General features: G+C 61.3%; 22 protein-coding genes. 13 read left to right on the forward strand and 9 right to left on the reverse strand.

The annotated features are described in order from the left end of the window. Window positions 1-161: 161 nt before the first annotated feature. Window positions 162-758 carry a VPLPA-CTERM sorting domain-containing protein gene (locus tag ACTCHC_RS08510; protein WP_463022054.1) on the reverse strand — a complete coding sequence of 199 codons (597 nt, stop codon included), beginning with the start codon at window positions 756-758 and terminating at the stop codon, window positions 162-164. A 244-nt stretch (window positions 759-1,002) separates the two neighbouring features. On the opposite strand from ACTCHC_RS08510, the gene ACTCHC_RS08515 reads away from it, so the two are divergent. The 6 genes from ACTCHC_RS08515 (at window position 1,003) to ACTCHC_RS08540 (ending at window position 8,836) form a co-directional block, all read left to right on the forward strand. Next, entirely contained in the window at window positions 1,003-4,020 is a 3,018-nt protein-coding gene (locus tag ACTCHC_RS08515) for a valine--tRNA ligase (RefSeq protein ID WP_463022055.1), read from the forward strand. Between the two features lie 137 nt (window positions 4,021-4,157). Further along, window positions 4,158-6,104 (forward strand): threonine--tRNA ligase, encoded by a 1,947-nt coding sequence (thrS, locus tag ACTCHC_RS08520; RefSeq protein WP_463022056.1) that lies wholly within the window; start codon window positions 4,158-4,160, stop codon window positions 6,102-6,104. A 206-nt stretch (window positions 6,105-6,310) separates the two neighbouring features. After that, the gene (locus tag ACTCHC_RS08525) at window positions 6,311-6,601 is read left to right on the forward strand and encodes a BufA1 family periplasmic bufferin-type metallophore (protein WP_463022057.1); all 291 of its coding nucleotides are present in this window, start codon (window positions 6,311-6,313) and stop codon (window positions 6,599-6,601) included. A gap of 59 nt (window positions 6,602-6,660) precedes the next feature. Then, window positions 6,661-7,515, forward strand: coding sequence for an MNIO family bufferin maturase (gene bufB / locus ACTCHC_RS08530; RefSeq protein WP_463022058.1), 855 nt, complete (start codon window positions 6,661-6,663; stop codon window positions 7,513-7,515). Next, window positions 7,512-8,273 (forward strand): HvfC/BufC N-terminal domain-containing protein, encoded by a 762-nt coding sequence (locus ACTCHC_RS08535; RefSeq protein WP_463022059.1) that lies wholly within the window; start codon window positions 7,512-7,514, stop codon window positions 8,271-8,273. Before bufB ends, ACTCHC_RS08535 begins: the two co-directional genes overlap by 4 nt. Continuing rightward, a complete protein-coding gene (locus ACTCHC_RS08540) occupies window positions 8,270-8,836 on the forward strand; it encodes a DoxX family protein (RefSeq protein WP_463022060.1) in 567 nt (188 codons plus the stop codon). Before ACTCHC_RS08535 ends, ACTCHC_RS08540 begins: the two co-directional genes overlap by 4 nt. Here the strand turns inward: ACTCHC_RS08540 and ACTCHC_RS08545 are convergent. Next, window positions 8,815-9,129 carry an ArsC/Spx/MgsR family protein gene (locus ACTCHC_RS08545; RefSeq protein WP_463022061.1) on the reverse strand — a complete coding sequence of 105 codons (315 nt, stop codon included), beginning with the start codon at window positions 9,127-9,129 and terminating at the stop codon, window positions 8,815-8,817. The two genes, ACTCHC_RS08540 and ACTCHC_RS08545, sit on opposite strands and share 22 nt — an antisense overlap. A 217-nt stretch (window positions 9,130-9,346) precedes the next feature. On the opposite strand from ACTCHC_RS08545, the gene ACTCHC_RS08550 reads away from it, so the two are divergent. Beyond that, the gene (locus ACTCHC_RS08550) at window positions 9,347-9,553 is read left to right on the forward strand and encodes a cold-shock protein (RefSeq protein ID WP_463022062.1); all 207 of its coding nucleotides are present in this window, start codon (window positions 9,347-9,349) and stop codon (window positions 9,551-9,553) included. 6 nt (window positions 9,554-9,559) lie between these two features. Here the strand turns inward: ACTCHC_RS08550 and ACTCHC_RS08555 are convergent, their stop codons facing one another. The 3 genes from ACTCHC_RS08555 to thyX all read right to left on the reverse strand — a co-directional run bounded on the left by ACTCHC_RS08555 (window position 9,560) and on the right by thyX (window position 11,309). Beyond that, window positions 9,560-9,856: a hypothetical protein gene (locus ACTCHC_RS08555; RefSeq protein ID WP_463022063.1), complete on the reverse strand. Its 297-nt coding sequence runs from the start codon at window positions 9,854-9,856 to the stop codon at window positions 9,560-9,562. 72 nt (window positions 9,857-9,928) lie between these two features. Then, the gene (locus ACTCHC_RS08560) at window positions 9,929-10,228 is read right to left on the reverse strand and encodes a hypothetical protein (RefSeq protein ID WP_463022064.1); all 300 of its coding nucleotides are present in this window, start codon (window positions 10,226-10,228) and stop codon (window positions 9,929-9,931) included. 172 nt (window positions 10,229-10,400) lie between these two features. Continuing rightward, window positions 10,401-11,309 carry an FAD-dependent thymidylate synthase gene (thyX, locus tag ACTCHC_RS08565; protein ID WP_463022065.1) on the reverse strand — a complete coding sequence of 303 codons (909 nt, stop codon included), beginning with the start codon at window positions 11,307-11,309 and terminating at the stop codon, window positions 10,401-10,403. A gap of 199 nt (window positions 11,310-11,508) precedes the next feature. Here thyX and ACTCHC_RS08570 point away from each other — a divergent pair, with 199 nt between their 5' ends. Genes ACTCHC_RS08570 through ACTCHC_RS08580 form a run of 3 tightly spaced genes read left to right on the forward strand, consistent with a single transcriptional unit; the run spans window position 11,509 to window position 14,379 of the window. Further along, window positions 11,509-12,531: a hypothetical protein gene (locus tag ACTCHC_RS08570; RefSeq protein ID WP_463022066.1), complete on the forward strand. Its 1,023-nt coding sequence runs from the start codon at window positions 11,509-11,511 to the stop codon at window positions 12,529-12,531. A 4-nt stretch (window positions 12,532-12,535) separates the two neighbouring features. Further along, window positions 12,536-13,894 (forward strand): surface lipoprotein assembly modifier, encoded by a 1,359-nt coding sequence (locus tag ACTCHC_RS08575; RefSeq protein ID WP_463022067.1) that lies wholly within the window; start codon window positions 12,536-12,538, stop codon window positions 13,892-13,894. A gap of 56 nt (window positions 13,895-13,950) precedes the next feature. Beyond that, entirely contained in the window at window positions 13,951-14,379 is a 429-nt protein-coding gene (locus tag ACTCHC_RS08580; RefSeq protein ID WP_463022068.1) for a VOC family protein, read from the forward strand. Between the two features lie 12 nt (window positions 14,380-14,391). Here ACTCHC_RS08580 and ACTCHC_RS08585 read toward each other — a convergent pair whose 3' ends face one another. Continuing rightward, entirely contained in the window at window positions 14,392-14,889 is a 498-nt protein-coding gene (locus ACTCHC_RS08585) for a MarR family winged helix-turn-helix transcriptional regulator (RefSeq protein ID WP_463022069.1), read from the reverse strand. Window positions 14,890-14,960: 71 nt separating this feature from the next. Then, window positions 14,961-15,221, reverse strand: coding sequence for a succinate dehydrogenase assembly factor 2 (locus tag ACTCHC_RS08590; protein ID WP_463022070.1), 261 nt, complete (start codon window positions 15,219-15,221; stop codon window positions 14,961-14,963). Window positions 15,222-15,331: 110 nt separating this feature from the next. Between ACTCHC_RS08590 and ACTCHC_RS08595 the strand changes: the two genes are divergently transcribed. After that, window positions 15,332-16,534, forward strand: a complete 1,203-nt coding sequence (locus tag ACTCHC_RS08595) for a pyridoxal phosphate-dependent aminotransferase (RefSeq protein ID WP_463022071.1) — start codon at window positions 15,332-15,334, stop codon at window positions 16,532-16,534. A gap of 6 nt (window positions 16,535-16,540) precedes the next feature. Further along, window positions 16,541-16,951: a hypothetical protein gene (locus ACTCHC_RS08600; protein WP_463022072.1), complete on the forward strand. Its 411-nt coding sequence runs from the start codon at window positions 16,541-16,543 to the stop codon at window positions 16,949-16,951. Between the two features lie 18 nt (window positions 16,952-16,969). Here ACTCHC_RS08600 and ACTCHC_RS08605 read toward each other — a convergent pair whose 3' ends face one another. After that, window positions 16,970-18,325 (reverse strand): MATE family efflux transporter, encoded by a 1,356-nt coding sequence (locus ACTCHC_RS08605; protein WP_463022073.1) that lies wholly within the window; start codon window positions 18,323-18,325, stop codon window positions 16,970-16,972. A gap of 62 nt (window positions 18,326-18,387) precedes the next feature. Beyond that, window positions 18,388-19,164, reverse strand: a complete 777-nt coding sequence (locus ACTCHC_RS08610; protein ID WP_463022074.1) for an SDR family oxidoreductase — start codon at window positions 19,162-19,164, stop codon at window positions 18,388-18,390. A gap of 155 nt (window positions 19,165-19,319) precedes the next feature. Between ACTCHC_RS08610 and ACTCHC_RS08615 the strand changes: the two genes are divergently transcribed. Next, window positions 19,320-20,232: ATP-binding protein (locus tag ACTCHC_RS08615; RefSeq protein WP_463022075.1), on the forward strand; the 913-nt coding region annotated here is incomplete at its 3' end.

The raw sequence follows: 20,232 nt of genomic DNA on the forward strand, positions 1-20,232 counted from the left end.
TTTTCCGAAACCGACACTAAGGCATGACCGCGCCCTGTCCAGCCCCTGAAAACCTGATCATGTGAATTGGCGGCAATATTCCGGCGATGAAGGATCCGACCGGGCAAAACAAAAAGGCCGGGCAATGCCCGGCCTTCTGTATACCTGCTGGAAGCCTAATATCAGGCGGCCTTGCGGCGGCGACGGATCGCAGCCAGACCACCAAGCGCACCGACCATCAGAAGGCCGGCAGCCGGCAGCGGAACAGCCGACAGGGTGATTACGCGGATGTAATCGCCCGGGGTGCTGGCCCACAGATTGACCGACAGCGTGTTGCCATTAACGGCATAGCTGTCAACACGCTCCAGTCCGCGCTCCAGAATACCCAGATAAGTAACAGCCGGGGCACCCAGGAAATCCGACGCGCCCAGCGGCAGCGTTGTCGAGATCACACCCAGAATTTTGCTCGAGAATGTCACCGAACCGACGACCCGGGTATAGGCCAGCGGATCGACAAATACGTATTGGCTGGACACACGGGTGCCGGCCGAGATCACGCCGCCATCGACAGCCAGATCAGACGCAAGCGTCACACCGGCCTGTTCGTTCAGCGCGTAAAGGTTGTTGGTGTCGAAGTTATCCAGACCGATGGTCATCGGAGTGGCCGAGTTCAGCTCGACAAAGCTGCCACCCTGGGTAACGACGCCGCTTACAACTGACGCATCCGCCGCCGAGGCGAGGGCTGCAGCAGCAGCAACGACTGCAAGAAACTTTTTCATTTCACACTCCAAAAGCAGGTATTTCCTATGCCTCAATAGATACGCGGTTCTTCGCGCATTGAAAAGGGCTCAATACAATTATGGCGGTATTTTGACGTAAGAATGGCACAGGTGTTTCTGGCCGCACAACAATCGCGCAGATTGTTTGTAACTGTTCCATGAACCCCCTGAATCCTGCGGGGTCTTGGCCTGCGCGCCACGATTCGTTACAGCAAAGCGGCAATTATGTGGAACGGAATACCCGATGCCGATGGAAAAGACTTTTGACGCCACCGAAGCCGAGCCGCGCCTGTATCAGACCTGGGAACAGGCAGGCGCCTTTGCTGCCGGGGCCAATGCCTCGCGCCCCGAAACCTTCTGCATCATGATCCCGCCCCCGAATGTGACCGGTTCACTACATATGGGGCATGCCTTCAATAACACCCTACAAGATATTCTGGTCCGCTGGCACCGGATGCGCGGCTTCGACACGCTGTGGCAGCCCGGGCAGGACCACGCGGGCATCGCCACCCAGATGGTGGTGGAACGCGAACTGGCCCGCGCCGGCAACCAGTCGCGCCGCGAGATGGGGCGCGAGAAATTCCTGGAAAAGGTCTGGGAATGGAAGGAACAGTCGGGCGATACGATCATCAACCAGCTCAAGCGCCTTGGTGCCACCTGCGACTGGTCGCGCAACGCCTTTACCATGTCGGGCAACTTCCCCGATGCGGTGGTGAAGGTCTTTGTCGATCTTTACAACAAGGGGCTGATCTATCGCGGCAAACGGCTGGTCAACTGGGACCCGCATTTCGAAACCGCCATTTCCGATCTCGAGGTCGAGAATACCGAGGTTGACGGCCATATGTGGCATTTCAAATACCCGCTGGCGGGCGGGGCCACCTATGAATACATCGAAAAGGACGCGGACGGGAACGTCACCTTCCGCGAGGTGCGCGACTATATTTCCATCGCCACCACCCGCCCCGAAACCATGCTGGGCGACGGCGCGGTCGCGGTTCACCCCGGTGATACCCGCTATGCCCCCATCGTGGGCAAGCTGTGCGAAATCCCCGTGGGGCCCAGGGAACATCGCCGCCTGATCCCGATCATCACCGATGAATACCCCGATCCCACCTTCGGCTCTGGCGCGGTCAAGATCACCGGCGCGCATGACTTCAACGACTATGCCGTGGCCAAGCGCGGCAATATCCCCTGCTATCGGCTGATGGACACCCGCGCGCAGATGCGGACCGACGGCGCGCCCTATGCGCAGGCCGCCGAAATTGCGATGGCGGTCGCCAAGGGCGAAAAGACCCTGACCGAGGCCGAGGTGGACACCATCAACCTGGTCCCCGACGATCTGCGCGGGCTGGACCGGCTCGAGGCACGCGACAAGGTGGTGGAACAGATCACCGCCGAAGGTCTGGCGGTGATGGTCGATGAAACCACCACCGATAAAGAAACCGGCGAAGAAATCACCCGCCCGGTTCCCTTTGTCGAAGCCAAGAAGATCATGCAGCCCTTCGGGGACCGGTCAAAGGTGGTGATCGAGCCGATGCTGACCGATCAGTGGTTCGTCGACACTGCCAAGATCGTGCAACCCGCCATCGACGCCGTGCGCGACGGCACCGTGACGATCATCCCCGAAAGCGGCGAAAAGACCTATTACCACTGGCTGGAAAATATCGAGCCCTGGTGCATTTCCCGCCAGTTGTGGTGGGGGCATCAGATTCCGGTTTGGTATGGGCCGGGAAAAGAAGAAGTAGCAGATTGGAACGCAACAAGCTCTGGACAGAAGAAGCTTTTCTGCGCAGCTTCCGAAGAAGATGTGATTGCGTTAGCTAAAGACTACTATGGGCAAAGCGTTGAAATTGGCTTCCTCCGAACCGACGCCACTTCCAATGAACTGTCGCGCGGCGGAATGTATGGGATAGGCACTTCCGGCGATGCCGTTTCGTCAGTCGACTTGATCCGCGACCCCGACGTACTCGACACCTGGTTTTCCTCGGGCCTTTGGCCCATCGGCACTCTCGGCTGGCCCGAGCAAACCGAGGAGCTGAAGAAATACTTCCCCACCGATGTCCTCGTCACCGGGCAGGACATCCTGTTCTTCTGGGTCGCCCGGATGATGATGATGCAGCTTGCCGTGGTGAACGAAGTGCCCTTCCACACCGTCTATCTGCATGGGCTGGTGCGCGACGCCAAGGGCAAGAAAATGTCGAAATCCCTGGGCAACGTCATCGACCCGCTGGAAATCATCGACGAATACGGCGCCGATGCGCTGCGCTTTTCCTCGGCGGCAATGGCGGGGCTTGGCGGGGTGCTGAAACTCGACACCGCCCGCATCGCCGGCTATCGCAACTTCGGCACCAAGCTGTGGAACGCCGCCCGCTTTGCCGAGATGAATGGCGTCTATGACGGCACCACCGGCGCGCGCCCCGACGCCCGCCAGACCGTCAACAAATGGATCATCGGCGAGGTCGCAAAGACCCGGCAAGACGTCGACGCCGCCCTGACCGCTTACCGCTTCAACGACGCCGCCGATACGCTTTACAAATTCGTCTGGGGCAAGGTCTGCGACTGGTATGTCGAATTTTCCAAACCCCTGCTGCTGGACGGTGATACCGAAACCAAGGCCGAAACCGCCGCCACCATGCGCTGGGTCATTGATCAATGCCTGATCCTGCTGCACCCGATCATGCCCTTCATCACCGAAGAACTGTGGGGCGGTCTGGCGCAGCGCCCCAAGATGCTGATCCATGCCGATTGGCCCGATTATACCGCCGCCGATCTGGTCGATCCCGACGCGGACCGCGAAATGAACTGGGTGATTTCGCTGATCGAAGGCATCCGCTCGGCCCGCGCGCAGGTCCATGTGCCCGCCGGGCTGCATCTGCACATGCTGCAACTGGATCTCGACGCCACCGGCCAGGCCGCCTGGGCGCGCAATGAAACCCTGATCAAGCGTCTGGCGCGCATTGAAAGCCTGACCCCGGTCGACGCCTTGCCCAAGGGCTGCATCACCATCCCGGTCGAGGGCGGCACCTTCGCCCTGCCGCTGGCCGATGTCATTGATGTTGCCGAAGAAATCTCGCGCCTGCAAAAGACGCTGGACAAGCTGGCCAAAGAGTTGGGCGGTCTGACAGGCCGGTTGAAAAACCCCAAATTCGTCGAAAGCGCCCCCGAAGAGGTGGTCGAGGAAACCCGCGACCTGGCCGCGCTGAAGGAAGACGAGGCCGAAAAGCTGCGCGCCGCGCTGGCCCGTCTGCAAGAGCTTGGCTGATCTTCTTCTTGGCCTAAATATCCATTGCAACGGCGCCACCCGCGCGCCGTTGACAAATCGCCCCCAAAACCGCATTTCAACCAGACATAACCCGCAACCGGGCGTTCCGTAGGCGCCAAACAGACGAGGAGGCCGACATGGTCCAGATCTCCCTGACCTTCCCCGATGGCAATGCCCGCCAATACGATGCCGGGATTACCCCCGCGCAGGTCGCCGCCGATATTTCCACATCCCTGGCGAAAAAGGCGATCTCGGCCAGCGTCGATGGCAAGCACTGGGATCTGCAATGGCCGATCCCCGCCGATGCCGCCATCGCCATCCATACCATGCAGGATACAACGCAGGCGCTGGAACTGATCCGCCACGATCTGGCCCATGTCATGGCCCGCGCCGTGCAGCAGCTTTGGCCCGATGTAAAGGTCACCATCGGCCCGGTGATCGAAAATGGCTGGTATTACGATTTCGACCGGGCGGACCCCTTCACCCCCGAAGATCTGGGCGCGATTGAATCGGTGATGAAAGAGATCATCGCCCGCCGTGACCCCGTCACGACCGAGGTCTGGGATCGCGCCCGCGCTGTCGAATTCTATCGCGCCAATAACGAACCCTATAAAGTCGAACTGATCGACGCCATTCCGGGCGATGAACCGCTGCGCATGTATTGGCACGGCCATTGGCAGGATCTGTGTCGCGGCCCGCATCTGCAAAACACCGGTCAATTGCCTTCTGATGCGTTCAAGCTGATGTCGGTGGCGGGCGCCTATTGGCGCGGCGACAGCAAGCGCCCGATGCTGCAACGGATTTACGGCGTGGCCTTCCGCAACCGCGATGACCTCAAGGCGCATCTGCACATGCTGGAAGAGGCCGCCAAGCGCGACCACCGTAAGCTTGGCCGCGAGATGGAGCTGTTTCATTTCCAGGAAGAAGCCCCCGGCATGGTGTTCTGGCATCCCAATGGCTGGACGATCTATCGCCAGCTCGAAGATTACATGCGCCGCCAGTTGACCCGCGCCGGATATAAGGAAATCAAGACGCCGCAGGTGGTTGATCGGAAATTGTGGGAGGCCTCTGGCCACTGGGACAAATACCGCGAAAACATGTTCATCACCGAAATCGACGAAGAACATGCCAATGAAAAGCGCACCAATGCGCTGAAGCCGATGAACTGCCCCTGCCATGTTCAGGTGTTCAACCAGGGCCTGAAATCCTATCGCGATCTGCCGCTGCGGCTGGCCGAATTCGGGTCGTGCCACCGGTACGAGGCCCACGGCGCCCTGCACGGGCTGATGCGGGTGCGCGGATTTACCCAGGATGACGCGCATATCTTCTGCACCGAAGACCAGATCGAAGACGAATGCGCGCGCTTTATCGACCTTTTGTCGAACATCTATCGCGACACCGGCTTCGCCAAGTTCGAGATCAAGCTGTCCACCCGCCCCGAGGTGCGCGTCGGGTCGGACGAGGTTTGGGACAAGGCCGAATCCGCGCTGGAAAAGGCGATCCTGTCGGTGCGCAACGATTACACTATCGACCCCGGCGAAGGCGCGTTTTACGGGCCGAAACTCGATTTCAAGCTGACCGACGCCATTGGACGCGAATGGCAATGTGGCACGTTCCAGGCCGATTTCAATCTGCCCGAACGACTGGGCGCGAATTATATCGGCCCGGATGGCGAAAAGCACCGCCCGGTGATGCTGCACCGCGCCGTGCTGGGCAGCTTTGAGCGGTTCATCGGCATCCTGATCGAAAACTACGCCGGAAAGCTGCCGTTCTGGCTGGCACCGCGCCAGGTCGTGGTCGCCTCGATCGTGTCGGGCGCCGATGACTATGTCGCCGAGGTCGTGACCGCCCTGCAAGCCGCCGGCATCCGCGCCGAGGCGGACACCCGCAATGAAAAGATCAATTACAAGGTGCGCGAACATTCGGTCGGCAAGGTGCCGGTGATCCTGGCCGTGGGCGAGCGCGAGGTGGCAGAACGCACCGTCACCGTGCGCCGTCTGGGTGAAAAGCAGACTGAGGTTGTAACATTGGAGGCGATCACGTCGCAGCTGATCGAAGATGCCAAGGCACCCGACCAACGATAAAGCCGGCAAAAGAACCACTGAAAACTTCTGTGTTTTCAGTGGTTTTCCGCAATGCGGCGCGATTGATATTCATTTTTCCGGATTATTTCAGCCTATAACGCACGCGTGCAACACATCCATGTGAGTAGCAGTTGATTACGCCCCACGGCTAGGTCTGTTGGTGCCGCAAGACGCGGCGACTGGATACTGAACCAAGGGATAATCACATGTCTTACAACGTAAAAACACTCGCTGTCGCCGGTGCAATGGCTGCCGCCTTTACCGCCCATTTCGCCGCCCCGGCCGCCGCACAGCAAACCGAGAAATGCTATGGCGTCTCGATGGCCGGCCAGAATGAATGTCAGGCCGGACCGGGCACCACATGTGCTGGCACCTCCAAGGTCGATTATCAGGGCAATGCCTGGAAAATGGTTCCGGCCGGCACCTGCGAAAGCATGTCCCTGCCCGAAGGCCGCATGGGTTCGCTGACCCCGCTGGAGCGTGATCTGCCCGCATAAGCCGCCCCCTTGCCCCCGGCACCACCGCCGGGGGCAAGCTTTCCCGCAAGAGGTTCCGCATGCTTGACCGTCAGTTACATCCTGGCCTGCCCACCCGTCCCGGTATTGGTTTCAAGCCCCAGCATTTCGATGCGATCCGCACCGATTGCGGCCCTGTGGCATGGCTGGAAATTCATGCCGAGAATTACATGGGCGACGGCGGTCGCCCGCTGGCCATGCTGCGCGATCTGGCGACACGCTTTCCGATTTCGGTCCATGGCGTCGGCCTGTCGATCGGCGGCGAGGCACCGTTGGATCGCGACCATCTGGCGCGGCTGAAGCATCTGATCGGCTGGCTGCAACCGGCCAGCTTTTCGGAACATCTGGCCTGGTCCACGCATGACACGCATTACCTGAACGATCTGCTGCCCCTACCCTATACCGCCGCCACATTGGCGCGGGTTTGCACCCATATCGACCAGGTGCAGGATATTCTTGGCCGCCGGATGCTGCTGGAAAATCCGTCGACCTATCTGGCCTTTGCTGAAACCGATATGTCCGAAACAGAGTTCCTGGCCGAAATTTCCCAGCGCACCGGCTGTGGCCTTTTGCTGGATGTGAACAATGTTTTTGTGTCAGCGGTCAATCAACAAACCGATCCCTATACCTATATCAACGCCTTCCCGCTGGATGCAGTTGGCGAAATTCATCTGGGCGGGCACCATGCCGACAGCGCGGATGACGGCGTGCCATTGTTGATCGACAGCCACAGCGCGCCGGTCGTCGATCCGGTCTGGGCGCTGTATGACTATACGATTTCGCGCGGCGGCGCCCGTCCGACGCTGATCGAATGGGATACCGATGTGCCCGACTGGCCGGTTCTGGCCGCCGAGGCTGGCCGCGCCGCCGCCCTGCTGGACAGGGTGACGGCATGAGCACCGATCAGGTTTTTTTCACCAGGGCGTTGCTGGACCCGACAGCCGCCGTGCCGCCCGGCCTGACCGATCCCCAAGGCCGCCCGGCGGGCAAACGGTTCGACGTCTATCGCAACAACGTGGCTGCCAGCCTGTCGGATGCGCTGGAACTGGCCTTTCCGGTGGTGCGCGCGCTGGTGGGCGATGCGTTTTTCCGGGCGATGGCGGGGGTATTCTTGCGCGCCTACCCGCCCAACAGCCCGATCCTGATGCTTTATGGCGCTGACATGCCGGATTTTCTGGCCGGGTTTTCCCCGGTCGCGCATCTGGGATATCTGCCCGATGTCGCGAGACTGGAACAGGCGATGCGCGAAAGCTATCACGCCGCCGATGCCACCCCGATCGACCCCGGCGTGCTGGCGGGAATGCCGCCCCAAGACCTGTTGAACATGCGGGTCACACTGGCGCCCGCGCTGCGGCTGATCCGGTCCGACTGGCCCATCGCCGCGATCTGGCATGCCCATAATGACCCCGATGCCCCGAAACCGCAGATGCGGGCCGAAGACGTGCTGATTACCCGACCCGGATTTGACCCGGCCCCACGCACCCTTTCGCACGGCGCGGCGGCCTTTGTCGGGGCACTGATGGGCGGGGCCACCTTGGGCAGGGCGGCCGATGAAGGGTTGGCCGAAAATGACAGTTTCGACATTCCGGGGGCGATCGGCCTGTTGCTGGCAGGCGGCGCGATAACCGGCTTGCAACGGGAGGGACAGGAATGAACCGATTGATTTCACTACATAACGGGCTGTTTGACCGCCTTGTCACGCTGGCCGAACCGTGGCTGCTGCCAACGCTGGCGCGGTTTACCTTTGCGGCGACCTTGCTGGTCTATTTCTGGAATTCCGGGGTTCTGAAACTTGGTGACGGGCTGGCGGGTATCTTTACCCCGGCGCTGGGGGCCTATGCCACGATCTTTCCGCGCGTGATGGAGAGCCTGGGCTATGATATCGGCCAGCTTGGCATCTTTCACAAACTGGTCGTGATCGCGGGCACATGGGCCGAACTGATCCTGCCGCTGCTGATCGTTCTGGGGCTGGCCACGCGCCTGGCGGCGCTTGGCATGATCGGTTTTGTCGCGGTGCAGACCCTGACCGATCTTTATGGGCATGGCGCCATCAATGTCCCCGAAACATTGGGGGCATGGTTCGATCGGTTTCCCGACAGCCTGATCATGGATCAGCGGCTGTTCTGGTTCACCATCCTGATCGTGCTGGTCCTTCGCGGCGCGGGGCCGATATCACTGGATGGGCTGTTGCGCGCTCAGCGCCGCAGCGCCGCCTGAACATCAGACCCCCAGCCCAGATAAAGCTGTCCGTCCGCCTCGATCACGGGCCGCTTCATCAGGCTGGGATGCGCCTGCAACAGCACCAGCGGATCCTGGGCGCGCTGTGCATCATCCAGCCCACGCCATGTGGTTGAGCGACGATTGACCAGATCATCGCCAAAGGCCGCCAGGAACCGGCGCAGATCGCCGGGCGTCAGCCCGTCGGCCCGCACGTCGATGAATTCCGGCCCGTTCAGTGCTTTGGCCGCCTTGCGGCAGGTATCACAGTTTTTCAGCCCATATAGCCGCATAGCGCCCCCCGATTTGCGCGCAGTATACCGCCATAACCTGCGGTTGCGAGAGTTCAGACTTGATTTTCGCCCGATTCGGCCCCCAGAATTATGCGCGTGACGACAGAGTTTCTATGACGACCGCTCCTTTTTGGGCAGCCGGAAGACTTGGAAGACCCTGGCTGTGACCTGCCCGTGGCAATGACGCAGACGGGTAACTGCAAGAGGAGATACGGGAATGCCCACCGGCACCGTAAAATGGTTCAACACCACCAAAGGCTTTGGCTTTATCGCGCCAGATGGCGGCGGCAAGGATGTGTTCGTGCATATTTCTGCGGTCGAACGCGCAGGTCTGACCGGCCTGGCCGACAATCAGAAAGTATCTTTCGAGATGATCGAAGGCCGTGACGGGCGGCAATCTGCAGGCGAGCTGAAAAAGCTGTAAGTTGTTTCAGGCCGGGTCATCCTTGGAAACGGGGATGGCCGGGCTCCAGTCTTCGCCCATGGCGACGATGCAGCTTTGCCCGTTGGCATAGGTCATGACCAGCGTCCAGTCTCCTGTGCGCTCTGACGTCCAGACCTCCAATATCCGTTCCATATCCCGTATGCCGGTGGCGATGCGCGTTTCCCCGAATTGCCGCGTCAGTTTTTGTGACATCTCGTCGCGCGGCGCGCAGACTATATCGGCAATCGGCGTGGCCATGGCTGGCGCGGTCAGAACCAGAAGCAGAACAGGGATGCGCAGCATAGTCGGACCCTCCGCGGTGGGACTGGTCCGATTGTAACACCAATATGACGGCCTGTGGATTGTTTTCTGGGCCTACCAGCCCAGATCCTGATATCCACCGCCACCATATTCGCTGATGATCCACACCCGGCCGGTATAGCCCGCCGGAACGGCATCCACCCGAACGAAATTGAACGTTGGCTCACCGCCGCAGGCAATACCGGATGCCGTCTGAACCGGCACCATTCTGTTCGGGCACAGATTGACCGATTTATATGGCCGGGGTGGTGTGCTGTTGAACACCGCCGGCGCCGTATCGGACCCCGCCAATGCCGAACCCCCGCCAAGAATCAAAGAGCCGCACAAGGCGGCAGCATATGTTGCGTAACGCATATAGCCCCCATCAAAATGTTGTGCTGCTCGAAAAGTTTTTTTAATTAACAAAAGGTTAAGGGGCTGGCAGGCCAAGAGTCAATGTGGCGAAATTGTGGCGGCACATTGCCGCGACAATTCCGGCCGATAGCCGGAACTGTTTCCCATTCTAGTCGAAAATGATGGGGTCGCCTCAGGCCTCCAGCGCCTCGTTGAACTCGCGCCACTCGCGCGCGCTCATCCCCGATGTCTCCTGGGTCACGGTCTCGCCCTTCAGCATGCGGCGCAGGCAATCCACGGCCTTGCCGGACAGGGTCAACCCGCCCAAACGGTAATCTTCGAAGGCGCGATAGGCGGCGGGCACCCAATCGGCCACCACACTGCAGATCGCATCGGCATAAACCCGGATTTCATACTGGGCATGGGCATCGGCACGCAGGCGCAGAAAATGGAACAGATTGTGCAGGTCTACCTTCCAATACCATTGGGTATAGATATTGGCCGGCAGATTCATCCGCGCCAGTTCGCGCGCCAGCCCCTGCTGGCCATCCTCGGATATCATCGCTTCGTAATGGTCATAGGCGCGATTGGCATCTGTTTTCAGAATATCCAGAACGCGCGCCGCCTCTTGGCCTGTCAGCGCATCGCCACGCCCCTGATTGTTCACCACCGATTGCGCGGCCAGATGTTCGGGCGCGGGAATATAGAATTCGCGATCCAGGATCGAATAGCGGGCGGAATATTCGTTCACATTGGCGGTGCGGTGCCTGATCCATTGGCGCGCCACGAACACCGGCAGTTTCACATGCAGCTTGATTTCGCACATCTCGAACGGGGTCGAATGCCAATGGCGCATCAGATAACGGATCAGCCCTTCGTCATTGGAAACCGATTTGGTGCCCTTGCCATAGGATACCCTTGCGGCCTGACAGATCGCCGCATCGTCCCCCATATAGTCGATCACGCGCACGAAACCGTGGTCCAGCACGGGTATCGCCTTGTAAAGATGCGCCTCCATCCCGGCAGAGGTGGCCCGCAACGTGGGTTGGGGGGCGGCGCGCTGGGCGTCTATTTCAGCCTGCTGTTCTGCGGTGATCGGCATTCTATATTTCCTTGGCACGGGCGGTGAGTCGGCCATCACTATATATATGGGTTCGCCACCTTGGAACCACGATATGCGGTAAAATCGCCTTGCGCCTGTCGGGCTTTTCAGCAACGGGCGACCCAGATCAGATTGCAAGAGATTGACTTTTGCCTGCACCAGCGGATTCTTGGCACAAACAGGAACGGGCGGGCAGTGCATGAAACGGTATGGCTTTGTATTGGCTTTTGGCGGGCTGCTGGCCGCATGCAGTGGCGGCGATGGCACAAATCCGGTGACAAGCGGCCCCTCGGGCAACACCAATACCAATGTCAGCCTTGCCCTTCTGCCCGGAACCACCAACCCATCTGAATCACAGGGCATCTATCGGATCGAGGATTCGACGGGCGGCAATCCCGGTGATGGCTATGCCCAATCGATCAGCTATAACGCGGCCACCGATGAATTCTATGTCGACAACCTGGCCTTCGATGGTGACAACGCCTATTCGCGCGACGCGGCCGTGCCCAATCTGGGGCCATTCGCCGTTTATGAAAACGACAGCCTTTTCAGCGATCCGTTGACCGGCGTGCCCATCTCGCAATTCCCGCACAAGGCCATTTACGCACGCAGCACCAATACCGCCGGCGGCGCCCCCACGACCGAATTTGCCGTGGTTCGCACGGGGGCCTATGTCAATTACGGCTTTGGCGGCTTCCTGTATCGTCGCAACATCGGGGTCAATCTGCCCTCCAGCGGGCAGGCGAATTATTCCGGCCAATACGCGGCCTTGCGCGATTTCCAGAATCAGTCGGGCCTGGAATACGCCACCGGCGACATGCAGGCCTCGATTGATTTCAACGATTTCAACAATGGCAGCGCGATTACCGGTGTGGTCTATAACCGCCGGATTTTCGATGCCAACGGCACTGATATCACCGCCGGCATGTTGACGGCGCTTTCAACTGAATATGGCGGCACATTCGTCGCGCTGCCCTCGCTCAACTTCACGGTCGGGCCCGGTGTCATGGACAGGAACGGCGAAATCTCGGGCGATCTGAACAGTTTCGTGCTGGACACATCCGCCGGGCTGACCCAATTCGAAAGCGGCAAATATTACGGCCTGCTGGCGGGGGCCAATGCCGATGAAATCGTCGGCGTGATCGTGGTCGAGGCACAAGACCCGCGCGCCACCGGCGTGACCGTGCGCGAAACCGGCGGCTTCATCCTGTATCGGCCCTGATCACATGCGCTGGCTTTGCCGCGCGCTGATCGCCGCGATATGGATGGGGCTGTCGCATCCGGCGGTTGCCCAACCCGTTACGCTAAACCCCGACGAGATGCGCGCCGCCGTCCGTTATGCGCTGGATGTGCATGACGACAAGACCGCGCTGGCCCTGTCGCAGGCCTTGCTGCGGCGCGATCCCGATGACGGGTTCGCCCTGATCGCCCGCGCCCGTGCGGCCCGCAATCTGGGGCAGTTCGATCTGGCCATCGGTGCGGCGCGCCGTGCCTGGCGCATTGCCCGGACCGACCCCGATCGCTTTGCCGCCGCGATGGTGATGGCCCAGGCGCAGGCCTCGGCGGGGCGGCGCACATGGGCGCAGCTTTGGTTGCGCCGGGCGGCCCATTACGCGCCCACCCCGCAAATGGCCGCCATTGCCCAGCGCGATTTCGGCTATGTCCGCAGTCGAAACCCCTGGAGCACGCAGATCACTCTGGGCATCAGCCCGTCATCGAACATCAATAACGGGTCGAAATCCGATACGATCGTGATCGGCGGCCTGCCCTTCGCGCTGAGCGGCGGCGCAAAGGCGCTGTCGGGGACCGAACTGCGCTATGGGGTCGATACCACATATCGATTTCGCACCAGCGGTGTGACCCAGTGGCGCGCGGGAGTCGCCGTTGAAGGGCGGGCCTATGCCATGTCGCAAGCGGCCCGCGCGCAGGCCCCGACCCTGTCGGGGGCCGATCTGGCGTTTCAGTCGGTCAGCCTGATGACGGGTGGCAATATTCCGATCGGCCAGAGAGGTGATTTTCTTGACGGTGAATTACGGGCGGGCAAGACTTGGTATGGTGGATCGACCTTGTCGGATTTTGCGCAGGCCAGTATCGCGCGCGTCTTCGCCTTGACCCCGCGCAACCAGCTGCGCCTGTCGGTGCAGGCTGACCGGCAGTGGCGCCATGATGGTCCATTGAACGGGTCCGATACGCTGGCCACCGGGCTGGACTGGTCGCATCGGCGCGAGAATGGCGATCAGTGGCAGGTGTCCGTGGCCCTGCGCGATACCAGTTCGGCCTCGGCAGCAATCGCGCATCAGGCCGGCCTGGCCACCCTGACCTATGCATGGGGGCGTCCGATCGGCAGTGTGGCCCTGTCGGTGACGATGGGCCTGGAACAGCGTGATTACGACAGGCCGCTATACACCAGCGCCCCCCGCCGGGATCATCGGTTGTCGATTGGTCTGAATGCGGTGCTGCCGGGCCTGAATTACTATGGTTTTGCCCCTGAACTGGGGCTGCGGGTAGAGCAGAACAATTCTAACGTCTCGATCTATGAAACCGAGGCCGTGGGCCTGACGTTGGGGTTCCGGTCGGTCTTCTGATTGGCCGCGCGGCGCGCTATGCTGGGCTAGATCAATCAGGGGATTTGGAGACGTTCATGCAGATCAAATATCTTCACACGATGGTCCGGGTGAAAGACCTGGAAAAATCCATGGCTTTTTACGAATTGCTCGGGCTGCGCCAGACACGGCGCATTGATAACGAGGCCGGGCGGTTCTCGCTGGTCTTCATGGCGCCCCCGGGCCAAAGCGAATGCCCGGTCGAGCTGACCTTCAACTGGGATGGTGATGACGGGTTGCCTTCGGACAGCCGCCATTTTGGCCATCTGGCCTATGAGGTCGAAGATATCTATGCGCTGTGCCAGCACCTGCAGGATAACGGCGTCACGATCAACCGCCCGCCGCGCGACGGGCGCATGGCCTTTGTGCGCAGCCCCGATAATGTGTCGGTCGAACTGTTGCAGGCGGGGGGTGCCAAGGCCCCGGCCGAACCCTGGGCCAGCATGGAAAACACCGGCCACTGGTAGCGCGCAGCCTGCCTAATAGATATAGCGGATCTGGTCGGTCCAGTATCGTTCCATCCGGCGCAGGAAGGTCGTTACATCCTCCAGCCCGTCGCGGCCGATGATACCCTTTGCGTCCAGCCCTTCGGCATGGCGCATGAACAGATCGGCGATCTGGTCACGCACGGCGCGGCCCTTGGCCGTCAGGCGCACCCGCACCGACCGGCGGTCGATTTCACAACGCTGATGATGCATGAAGCCCAGATCGACCAACTTTTTCAGGTTATAGGAAACGTTCGAGCCCTGATAATAGCCGCGGCTTTTCAATTCACCCGCCGTGACCTCGTTATCGGCGATGTTGAACAGCAGCAGCCCCTGAACGGGATTGATTTCGATGATGCCGACGCGTTCGAATTCGTCCTTGATCACGTCCAGCAACAGCCGGTGCAACCGCTCGATCAGCGCCAGCGTTTCCTGATAGCCGCTGACAAGCCCACCGGCCGTCTGTGCCGGGATCGGGGTCTGAATACTCATATCTTACTCCATCCGTTCGCCCGGACAGGGATAGGCACGAGGTTCAAAGATTCGGTTAAATTTGCGTGGCCTCAGCGCGCGCCGGCATGGCGGGCCATTTTCGCGATGATCCCCGCAAATCTGTCGGGGGGGGCGACCTGGCCGGTAACCCACTGATACAGGTCCTGGTCGTTCTCCTCCATCAGGGCGTCCAGTATATCCAGATCGGCCATGCCCATGCTGGCAAGATGGGCGTCTGCAAAGCCGCCCATGATCATGTCCATTTCCTTCGTGCCGCGATGCCAGGCCCGCATCGTCATGCGCTTCAGTCGGATCTCATGTGTTTCGGTCACGGGGGCGGTCGTCCTTTTTCAATTGCGGCGGGCGTGTCATGAAAGCTTCTTGTGGCTGGTTTGCGCGCACCCTATGAGAGGTTTCACCCAAATTCAAACCCGAGGCATCCATGTCTTTCCTGTCTGCAACCCTGTCCCGTGTCAAACCCTCGCCCACCATCGCGGTGACAAACAAGGCGCGCGAACTGGCCGCCGCCGGCAAGGACGTGATCGGCCTGGGCGCGGGCGAGCCCGACTTCGACACGCCGCAGAACATCAAGGATGCCGCCAAAGCCGCGATTGATGCGGGCAAGACGAAATATACCGCCGTTGATGGTATCCCCGAGTTGAAGGCCGCGATCTGTGCCAAGCTGAAGCGGGACAACGGGCTGGACTATGTCCCCGCACAGGTGACGGTGGGCACGGGCGGCAAGCAGGTGCTCTATAACGCGCTGATGGCCACGCTGAACCCCGGTGACGAGGTGATCATTCCCGCCCCCTATTGGGTCAGCTATCCCGACATGGTTCTGCTGGCCGGCGGCACACCGGTGATTGCGCAGGCGTCGATGCAGACGGGGTTCAAGCTGACCGCAGATCAGCTTGAGGCCGCGATTACGCCCAAAACCAAATGGTTCATCTTCAATTCGCCGTCAAACCCGACCGGGGCGGGCTATACTTGGGATGAATTGAAAGAGCTGACCGATGTGCTGCTGCGTCATCCCCATGTCTGGGTGATGACCGATGATATGTATGAACATCTGATCTATGGCGATTTCGAATTCTGCACGCCGGCCCAGGTCGAACCGCGCCTGTATGACCGCACGCTGACCTGTAATGGCGTGTCCAAGGCTTATGCGATGACCGGCTGGCGCATCGGCTATGCCGCTGGCCCCAAAGATCTGATCGCCGCGATGGGCAAGATCCAGTCGCAAAGCACGTCGAACCCCTGTTCGATCAGCCAATGGGCCGCGGTCGAGGCGCTGAATGGCCCGCAGGATTTCATCCCGGTCAATAACGCGCTGTTCCAGAAACGCCGCGATATGGTGGTGGATATGCTGAATGCCGCCCCCGGCATCACCTGCCCGGTTCCCGAAGGCGCGTTCTATGTCTATCCCTCCATCGCGGGCTGTATCGGCAAGACCACACCGGCCGGTGTGAAAATCACCGATGACGAGGTATTCGCCACCGCCCTGCTGGAAGAGGCGGGCGTGGCCGTGGTGTTCGGGGCGGCCTTTGGGCTTTCGCCAAACTTCCGGGTCAGCTACGCTACGGCAGATGACGCCTTGCGCGCGGCCTGCACCCGCATTCAGGACTTCTGCGCCAAACTAAGTTGAGGTCCAATGCCCGCCGATCTGCCCGACTATTACTTCCGCACCCGTGAAAACGGCGCGCTGGTGTTTCGGATCGACACCGAGAACCGGCAGCGGCGGCTGGATATGGATCAGATCGCAGTGGTCAACATCCGCAATGGCGAGATCAAACCGCATGGCGACCGGGTTCTGTCACCTGAAGATATCGAGGTGATCGAAGGCTGGATCACCGATCGCCGCGCGGTTCTGGAAGAGCGCGATATCGACGATATTCTGCGCGCGGTCGATCACCTGAACCTGACCGCCGGCTGGGTTCAGACCAGGGCAACCGACGAACAGCTTGAACTGGTGACAGATGCGCTGTTGCTGGCGATGCATGATCTCAGAACGGTGCTGGTGCGCAAAAAGGCCGACCGGCTGTTGCAGGGCGACAAGGGCTGACAGCAGGCATAGGCGCCTTCAGGGTGATTGCGGGCCCGTTCCATCTGCCCGCAGGGGTAGCCAGAACCGCGCCATCATCAGCCCGGCCGCAGAAAACAGGCCCAGCGCCAGACCCAGCCAGATGCCGACCCCACCCCAGCCCAGCCCGAAGCCCAGCCCGTAACTGACCGGCAATCCGATCAGCCAATAGCTGACCAACGCCATGACCATCGGCACGCGCGTGTCCTGAATGCCGCGCAGCAGCCCCAGCGCGATGACCTGCATCGCATCGCCCAACTGGAACAGCGCCGCCGCCGCCAGCAGCACCGTGCCAATCGCCATGACCTGCGCGGTCTGCGGGGCGGCCGCGTCCAGAAAAAACCCGATCAGCGTCTTTGGCAGGGTCAGGAAGACAACCACCGTCATCGCCGCGATGGCCGCCGACAGCGCCATCGCCACCAGCGCCCCGCGGCGCAGCCCAAGGGCGTCGCCCTGCCCGCGCGCCCGCGCCGCGCGCACCGTCGCCGCACCGGACAGCCCCAGATGCAGCATGAAGGTCGTCGCCGCTATCTGAATCGCGATCCCGTGCGCGGCCAGCGGCACCGTGCCCAGCCACCCCATCATTACCGCCGCCAAAGCGAATACCGCGATCTCGGACAGGTTTGTCACGCCGATGGGCCAACCCAGCCGGAACACCTGACCGAAAGCCTGCCAGTCGGGCCGCCACAGGCGTGCGAAAATGGCATGTTCCGGCGTGACGCGGATGACATAGGCCACCAGCGCCAGAACCGAGGCCAGATTGACAGACACCGATGCAATCGCCGCGCCGCGCACGCCCAGTTCCGGCGCGCCCCAGTTGCCAAAGATCAGCGCGTAGTTGAGCAAGATGTTCAACCCGACCGCACCCAGCGTGACAAAGAGCACGATCCGCGTGCGTTCCAGCGCCGACAGGAAGTTGCGCAGCACCAGCACCAGCAGCGCAGGCAGGATCGACCAGCCCTGGATCGCAAGATAATCCTGTGCCGTAGCCGCCACCGCAGGGTTCTGACCCAGCACCAGAAACAACGGTTCGGACCAGATCATGACCGGCAGGGTCATCACCCCGAAGCTGACCGATATCCACATCCCCATTCGGGTAACGCGGCGCACCTGGCGGTGTTCGCCCCCGGCGGCCGCCGTGGCCACCATCGGCGTCACCGCGAAGGCAAAGCCTGCCCCGAAGATAAACAGCATGATGAACAATCCGCCGCCCAGAACCTCGCCCGCCAGCGCGCCGATATCATAGCGGCCCAGCATGATCCCATCAGTCAGGGTGATCGCATATTGCGCCAGTTGACTGCCGATCAGCGGCAGCCCCAGCCGCAGCAAAGCCGCGGCATGGCGGGGATATGTCATCGCGGTGTCCATCGCCTTCGCTTAGGGCGGCGCGCTGACAACGGCAAGCCCGATGAGCCGTCCTAGCGCCCCCGTGTGGTTGCCCCGCCATCCACCGTCACGATCGTGCCACTGGTATAACCGGCCCTGTCGCTGGCCAGAAACGCCACCTGATCGGCGATTTCCGCGACCTTTGCCGCCCGGCCAAAGGGATAGCCGCCCTGCAATTCCGCCCAGCGGCTGGCATCGCCCCATTTGTCGCGGGCGCGCGCCTGCATCAGCGTGCGGATACGATCGGTTTCCACCGGGCCGGGGTTCACACCCACCACCCGGATGCCGTGATCAGGGCTGCGCCCGCCCAGCGCGCGGGTAAAGGCCATCAGGGCCGCATTGCCCGCGCTGCCCGCGATATAGCCCGCATCGGGGCGTTCCCCGGCCAACCCGATGACATTGACGATCACGCCCCTGCCGCGTTCCTGCATCGCCGGATAGAACTGGCGGCACATGTCGATATATCCGAACACCTTCAGATCCCAGGCTTGGCGCCAGGTCGCGTCATCCACCGTGAACAGATCGCCCCCCGGAATGGCGCCGGCATTGTTGACCAGAATATCAACCGCGCCCACGACCGCCGCCAGTTGGCCGGGCGCCCCAGACTGCCCCAGATCGGCGGCATGGGCGGTGACATCCACCCCATGTGCCGCACGCAATTCATCTGCCAAAGCCGCCAGCACATCGCCGCGCCGCGCCACCAGATGCAGGTTCACCCCTTCGGCCGCCAGTGCCCGCGCAATACCTGCCCCGATCCCCTTGGATGCCCCCGTTACCAGCGCCACGCGCCCCGTCAGACCCAGTTCCATATTCGCCCCCCTGTTGCTGGCCTATCCTTTCAGGGAAATGCGGGCGCGCCAATACCGATTGCAGCACTCGCCCGACGTAACATCCCGCCGAACCGCTTCCATCGGACCGCAACCCCTGCCATACTGCGCCCCAACCAAAAGCAAAGAGCAGCAGCATGGCCGAAGACCTCCTCTCCGGGGCCGATCCCGAACTTTATGACGCCTCCTCCATCGAAGTGCTGGAAGGGCTGGAACCTGTGCGCAAGCGCCCCGGCATGTATATCGGCGGCACCGATGAACGCGCGCTGCACCATCTGGTGGCCGAGATTCTGGACAATTCGATGGACGAGGCCGTGGCGGGCCATGCCAACCGGATCGAGGTTGACCTGCATGCCGACAATTCCATCACCATCCGCGATAACGGCCGCGGCATGCCGTTCGATCCGCATCCCAAGTTTCCCGGCAAATCCGCACTGGAGGTGATCCTGTGCACCCTGCATGCGGGCGGTAAATTCAGCGGCAAGGCCTATCAGACATCGGGCGGGCTGCACGGCGTCGGTGCCTCCGTCGTGAACGCGCTGTCCGATCACCTGCGGGTCGAGGTGGCGCGCAACCGCGAACTGGTGGCGCAGGAATTTTCGCGCGGCATCCCCCAAGGCCCGCTGCAAAAGATCGGCCCCGCCCCCAACCGGCGCGGCACATCGGTGACCTTTCACCCCGATGAACAGATTTTCGGCAGCCATCGTTTCAAACCCGCGCGGTTGTTCAAATCCATCCGCTCCAAGGCTTACCTGTTTTCGGGCGTGGAAATCCGCTGGAAATCCGCGATCGACGATGGCGAAACCCCGGTTGAGGCGACATTCCACTTTCCCGGCGGACTTGCCGATTACCTGACCGACACGCTGGGCAAGATCGCCACCTATGCCGACAAGCCCTTTGCCGGGACCGTGGATTTTGCCGAAAAGTTCAACACGCCGGGCAAGGTCGAATGGGCGATCAACTGGACGCCCGCGCGTGACGGGTTCACGCAATCCTATTGCAACACCGTGCCCACCCCCGAAGGCGGCACGCATGAGGCAGGCTTTTGGG

This window comes from Actibacterium sp., assembly GCF_055134745.1.

Bases quoted from the DNA above. Each gene is read 5' to 3' on its own strand.
- ACTCHC_RS08575 (WP_463022067.1), top strand. From the start codon at position 12,536: ATGCGCTGGCTTTGCCGCGCGCTGATCGCCGCGATATGGATGGGGCTG.
- ACTCHC_RS08545 (WP_463022061.1), bottom strand. From the start codon at position 9,129: ATGCGGCTATATGGGCTGAAAAACTGTGATACCTGCCGCAAGGCGGCC.
- bufB (WP_463022058.1), top strand. From the start codon at position 6,661: ATGCTTGACCGTCAGTTACATCCTGGCCTGCCCACCCGTCCCGGTATT.
- ACTCHC_RS08535 (WP_463022059.1), top strand. From the start codon at position 7,512: ATGAGCACCGATCAGGTTTTTTTCACCAGGGCGTTGCTGGACCCGACA.
- ACTCHC_RS08570 (WP_463022066.1), top strand. From the start codon at position 11,509: ATGAAACGGTATGGCTTTGTATTGGCTTTTGGCGGGCTGCTGGCCGCA.
- ACTCHC_RS08585 (WP_463022069.1), bottom strand. From the start codon at position 14,889: ATGAGTATTCAGACCCCGATCCCGGCACAGACGGCCGGTGGGCTTGTC.
- ACTCHC_RS08550 (WP_463022062.1), top strand. From the start codon at position 9,347: ATGCCCACCGGCACCGTAAAATGGTTCAACACCACCAAAGGCTTTGGC.
- ACTCHC_RS08610 (WP_463022074.1), bottom strand. From the start codon at position 19,164: ATGGAACTGGGTCTGACGGGGCGCGTGGCGCTGGTAACGGGGGCATCC.
- thrS (WP_463022056.1), top strand. From the start codon at position 4,158: ATGGTCCAGATCTCCCTGACCTTCCCCGATGGCAATGCCCGCCAATAC.
- ACTCHC_RS08580 (WP_463022068.1), top strand. From the start codon at position 13,951: ATGCAGATCAAATATCTTCACACGATGGTCCGGGTGAAAGACCTGGAA.
- thyX (WP_463022065.1), bottom strand. From the start codon at position 11,309: ATGCCGATCACCGCAGAACAGCAGGCTGAAATAGACGCCCAGCGCGCC.
- ACTCHC_RS08510 (WP_463022054.1), bottom strand. From the start codon at position 758: ATGAAAAAGTTTCTTGCAGTCGTTGCTGCTGCTGCAGCCCTCGCCTCG.
- ACTCHC_RS08595 (WP_463022071.1), top strand. From the start codon at position 15,332: ATGTCTTTCCTGTCTGCAACCCTGTCCCGTGTCAAACCCTCGCCCACC.
- ACTCHC_RS08600 (WP_463022072.1), top strand. From the start codon at position 16,541: ATGCCCGCCGATCTGCCCGACTATTACTTCCGCACCCGTGAAAACGGC.
- ACTCHC_RS08605 (WP_463022073.1), bottom strand. From the start codon at position 18,325: ATGACATATCCCCGCCATGCCGCGGCTTTGCTGCGGCTGGGGCTGCCG.
- ACTCHC_RS08560 (WP_463022064.1), bottom strand. From the start codon at position 10,228: ATGCGTTACGCAACATATGCTGCCGCCTTGTGCGGCTCTTTGATTCTT.
- ACTCHC_RS08555 (WP_463022063.1), bottom strand. From the start codon at position 9,856: ATGCTGCGCATCCCTGTTCTGCTTCTGGTTCTGACCGCGCCAGCCATG.
- ACTCHC_RS08515 (WP_463022055.1), top strand. From the start codon at position 1,003: ATGCCGATGGAAAAGACTTTTGACGCCACCGAAGCCGAGCCGCGCCTG.
- ACTCHC_RS08525 (WP_463022057.1), top strand. From the start codon at position 6,311: ATGTCTTACAACGTAAAAACACTCGCTGTCGCCGGTGCAATGGCTGCC.
- ACTCHC_RS08540 (WP_463022060.1), top strand. From the start codon at position 8,270: ATGAACCGATTGATTTCACTACATAACGGGCTGTTTGACCGCCTTGTC.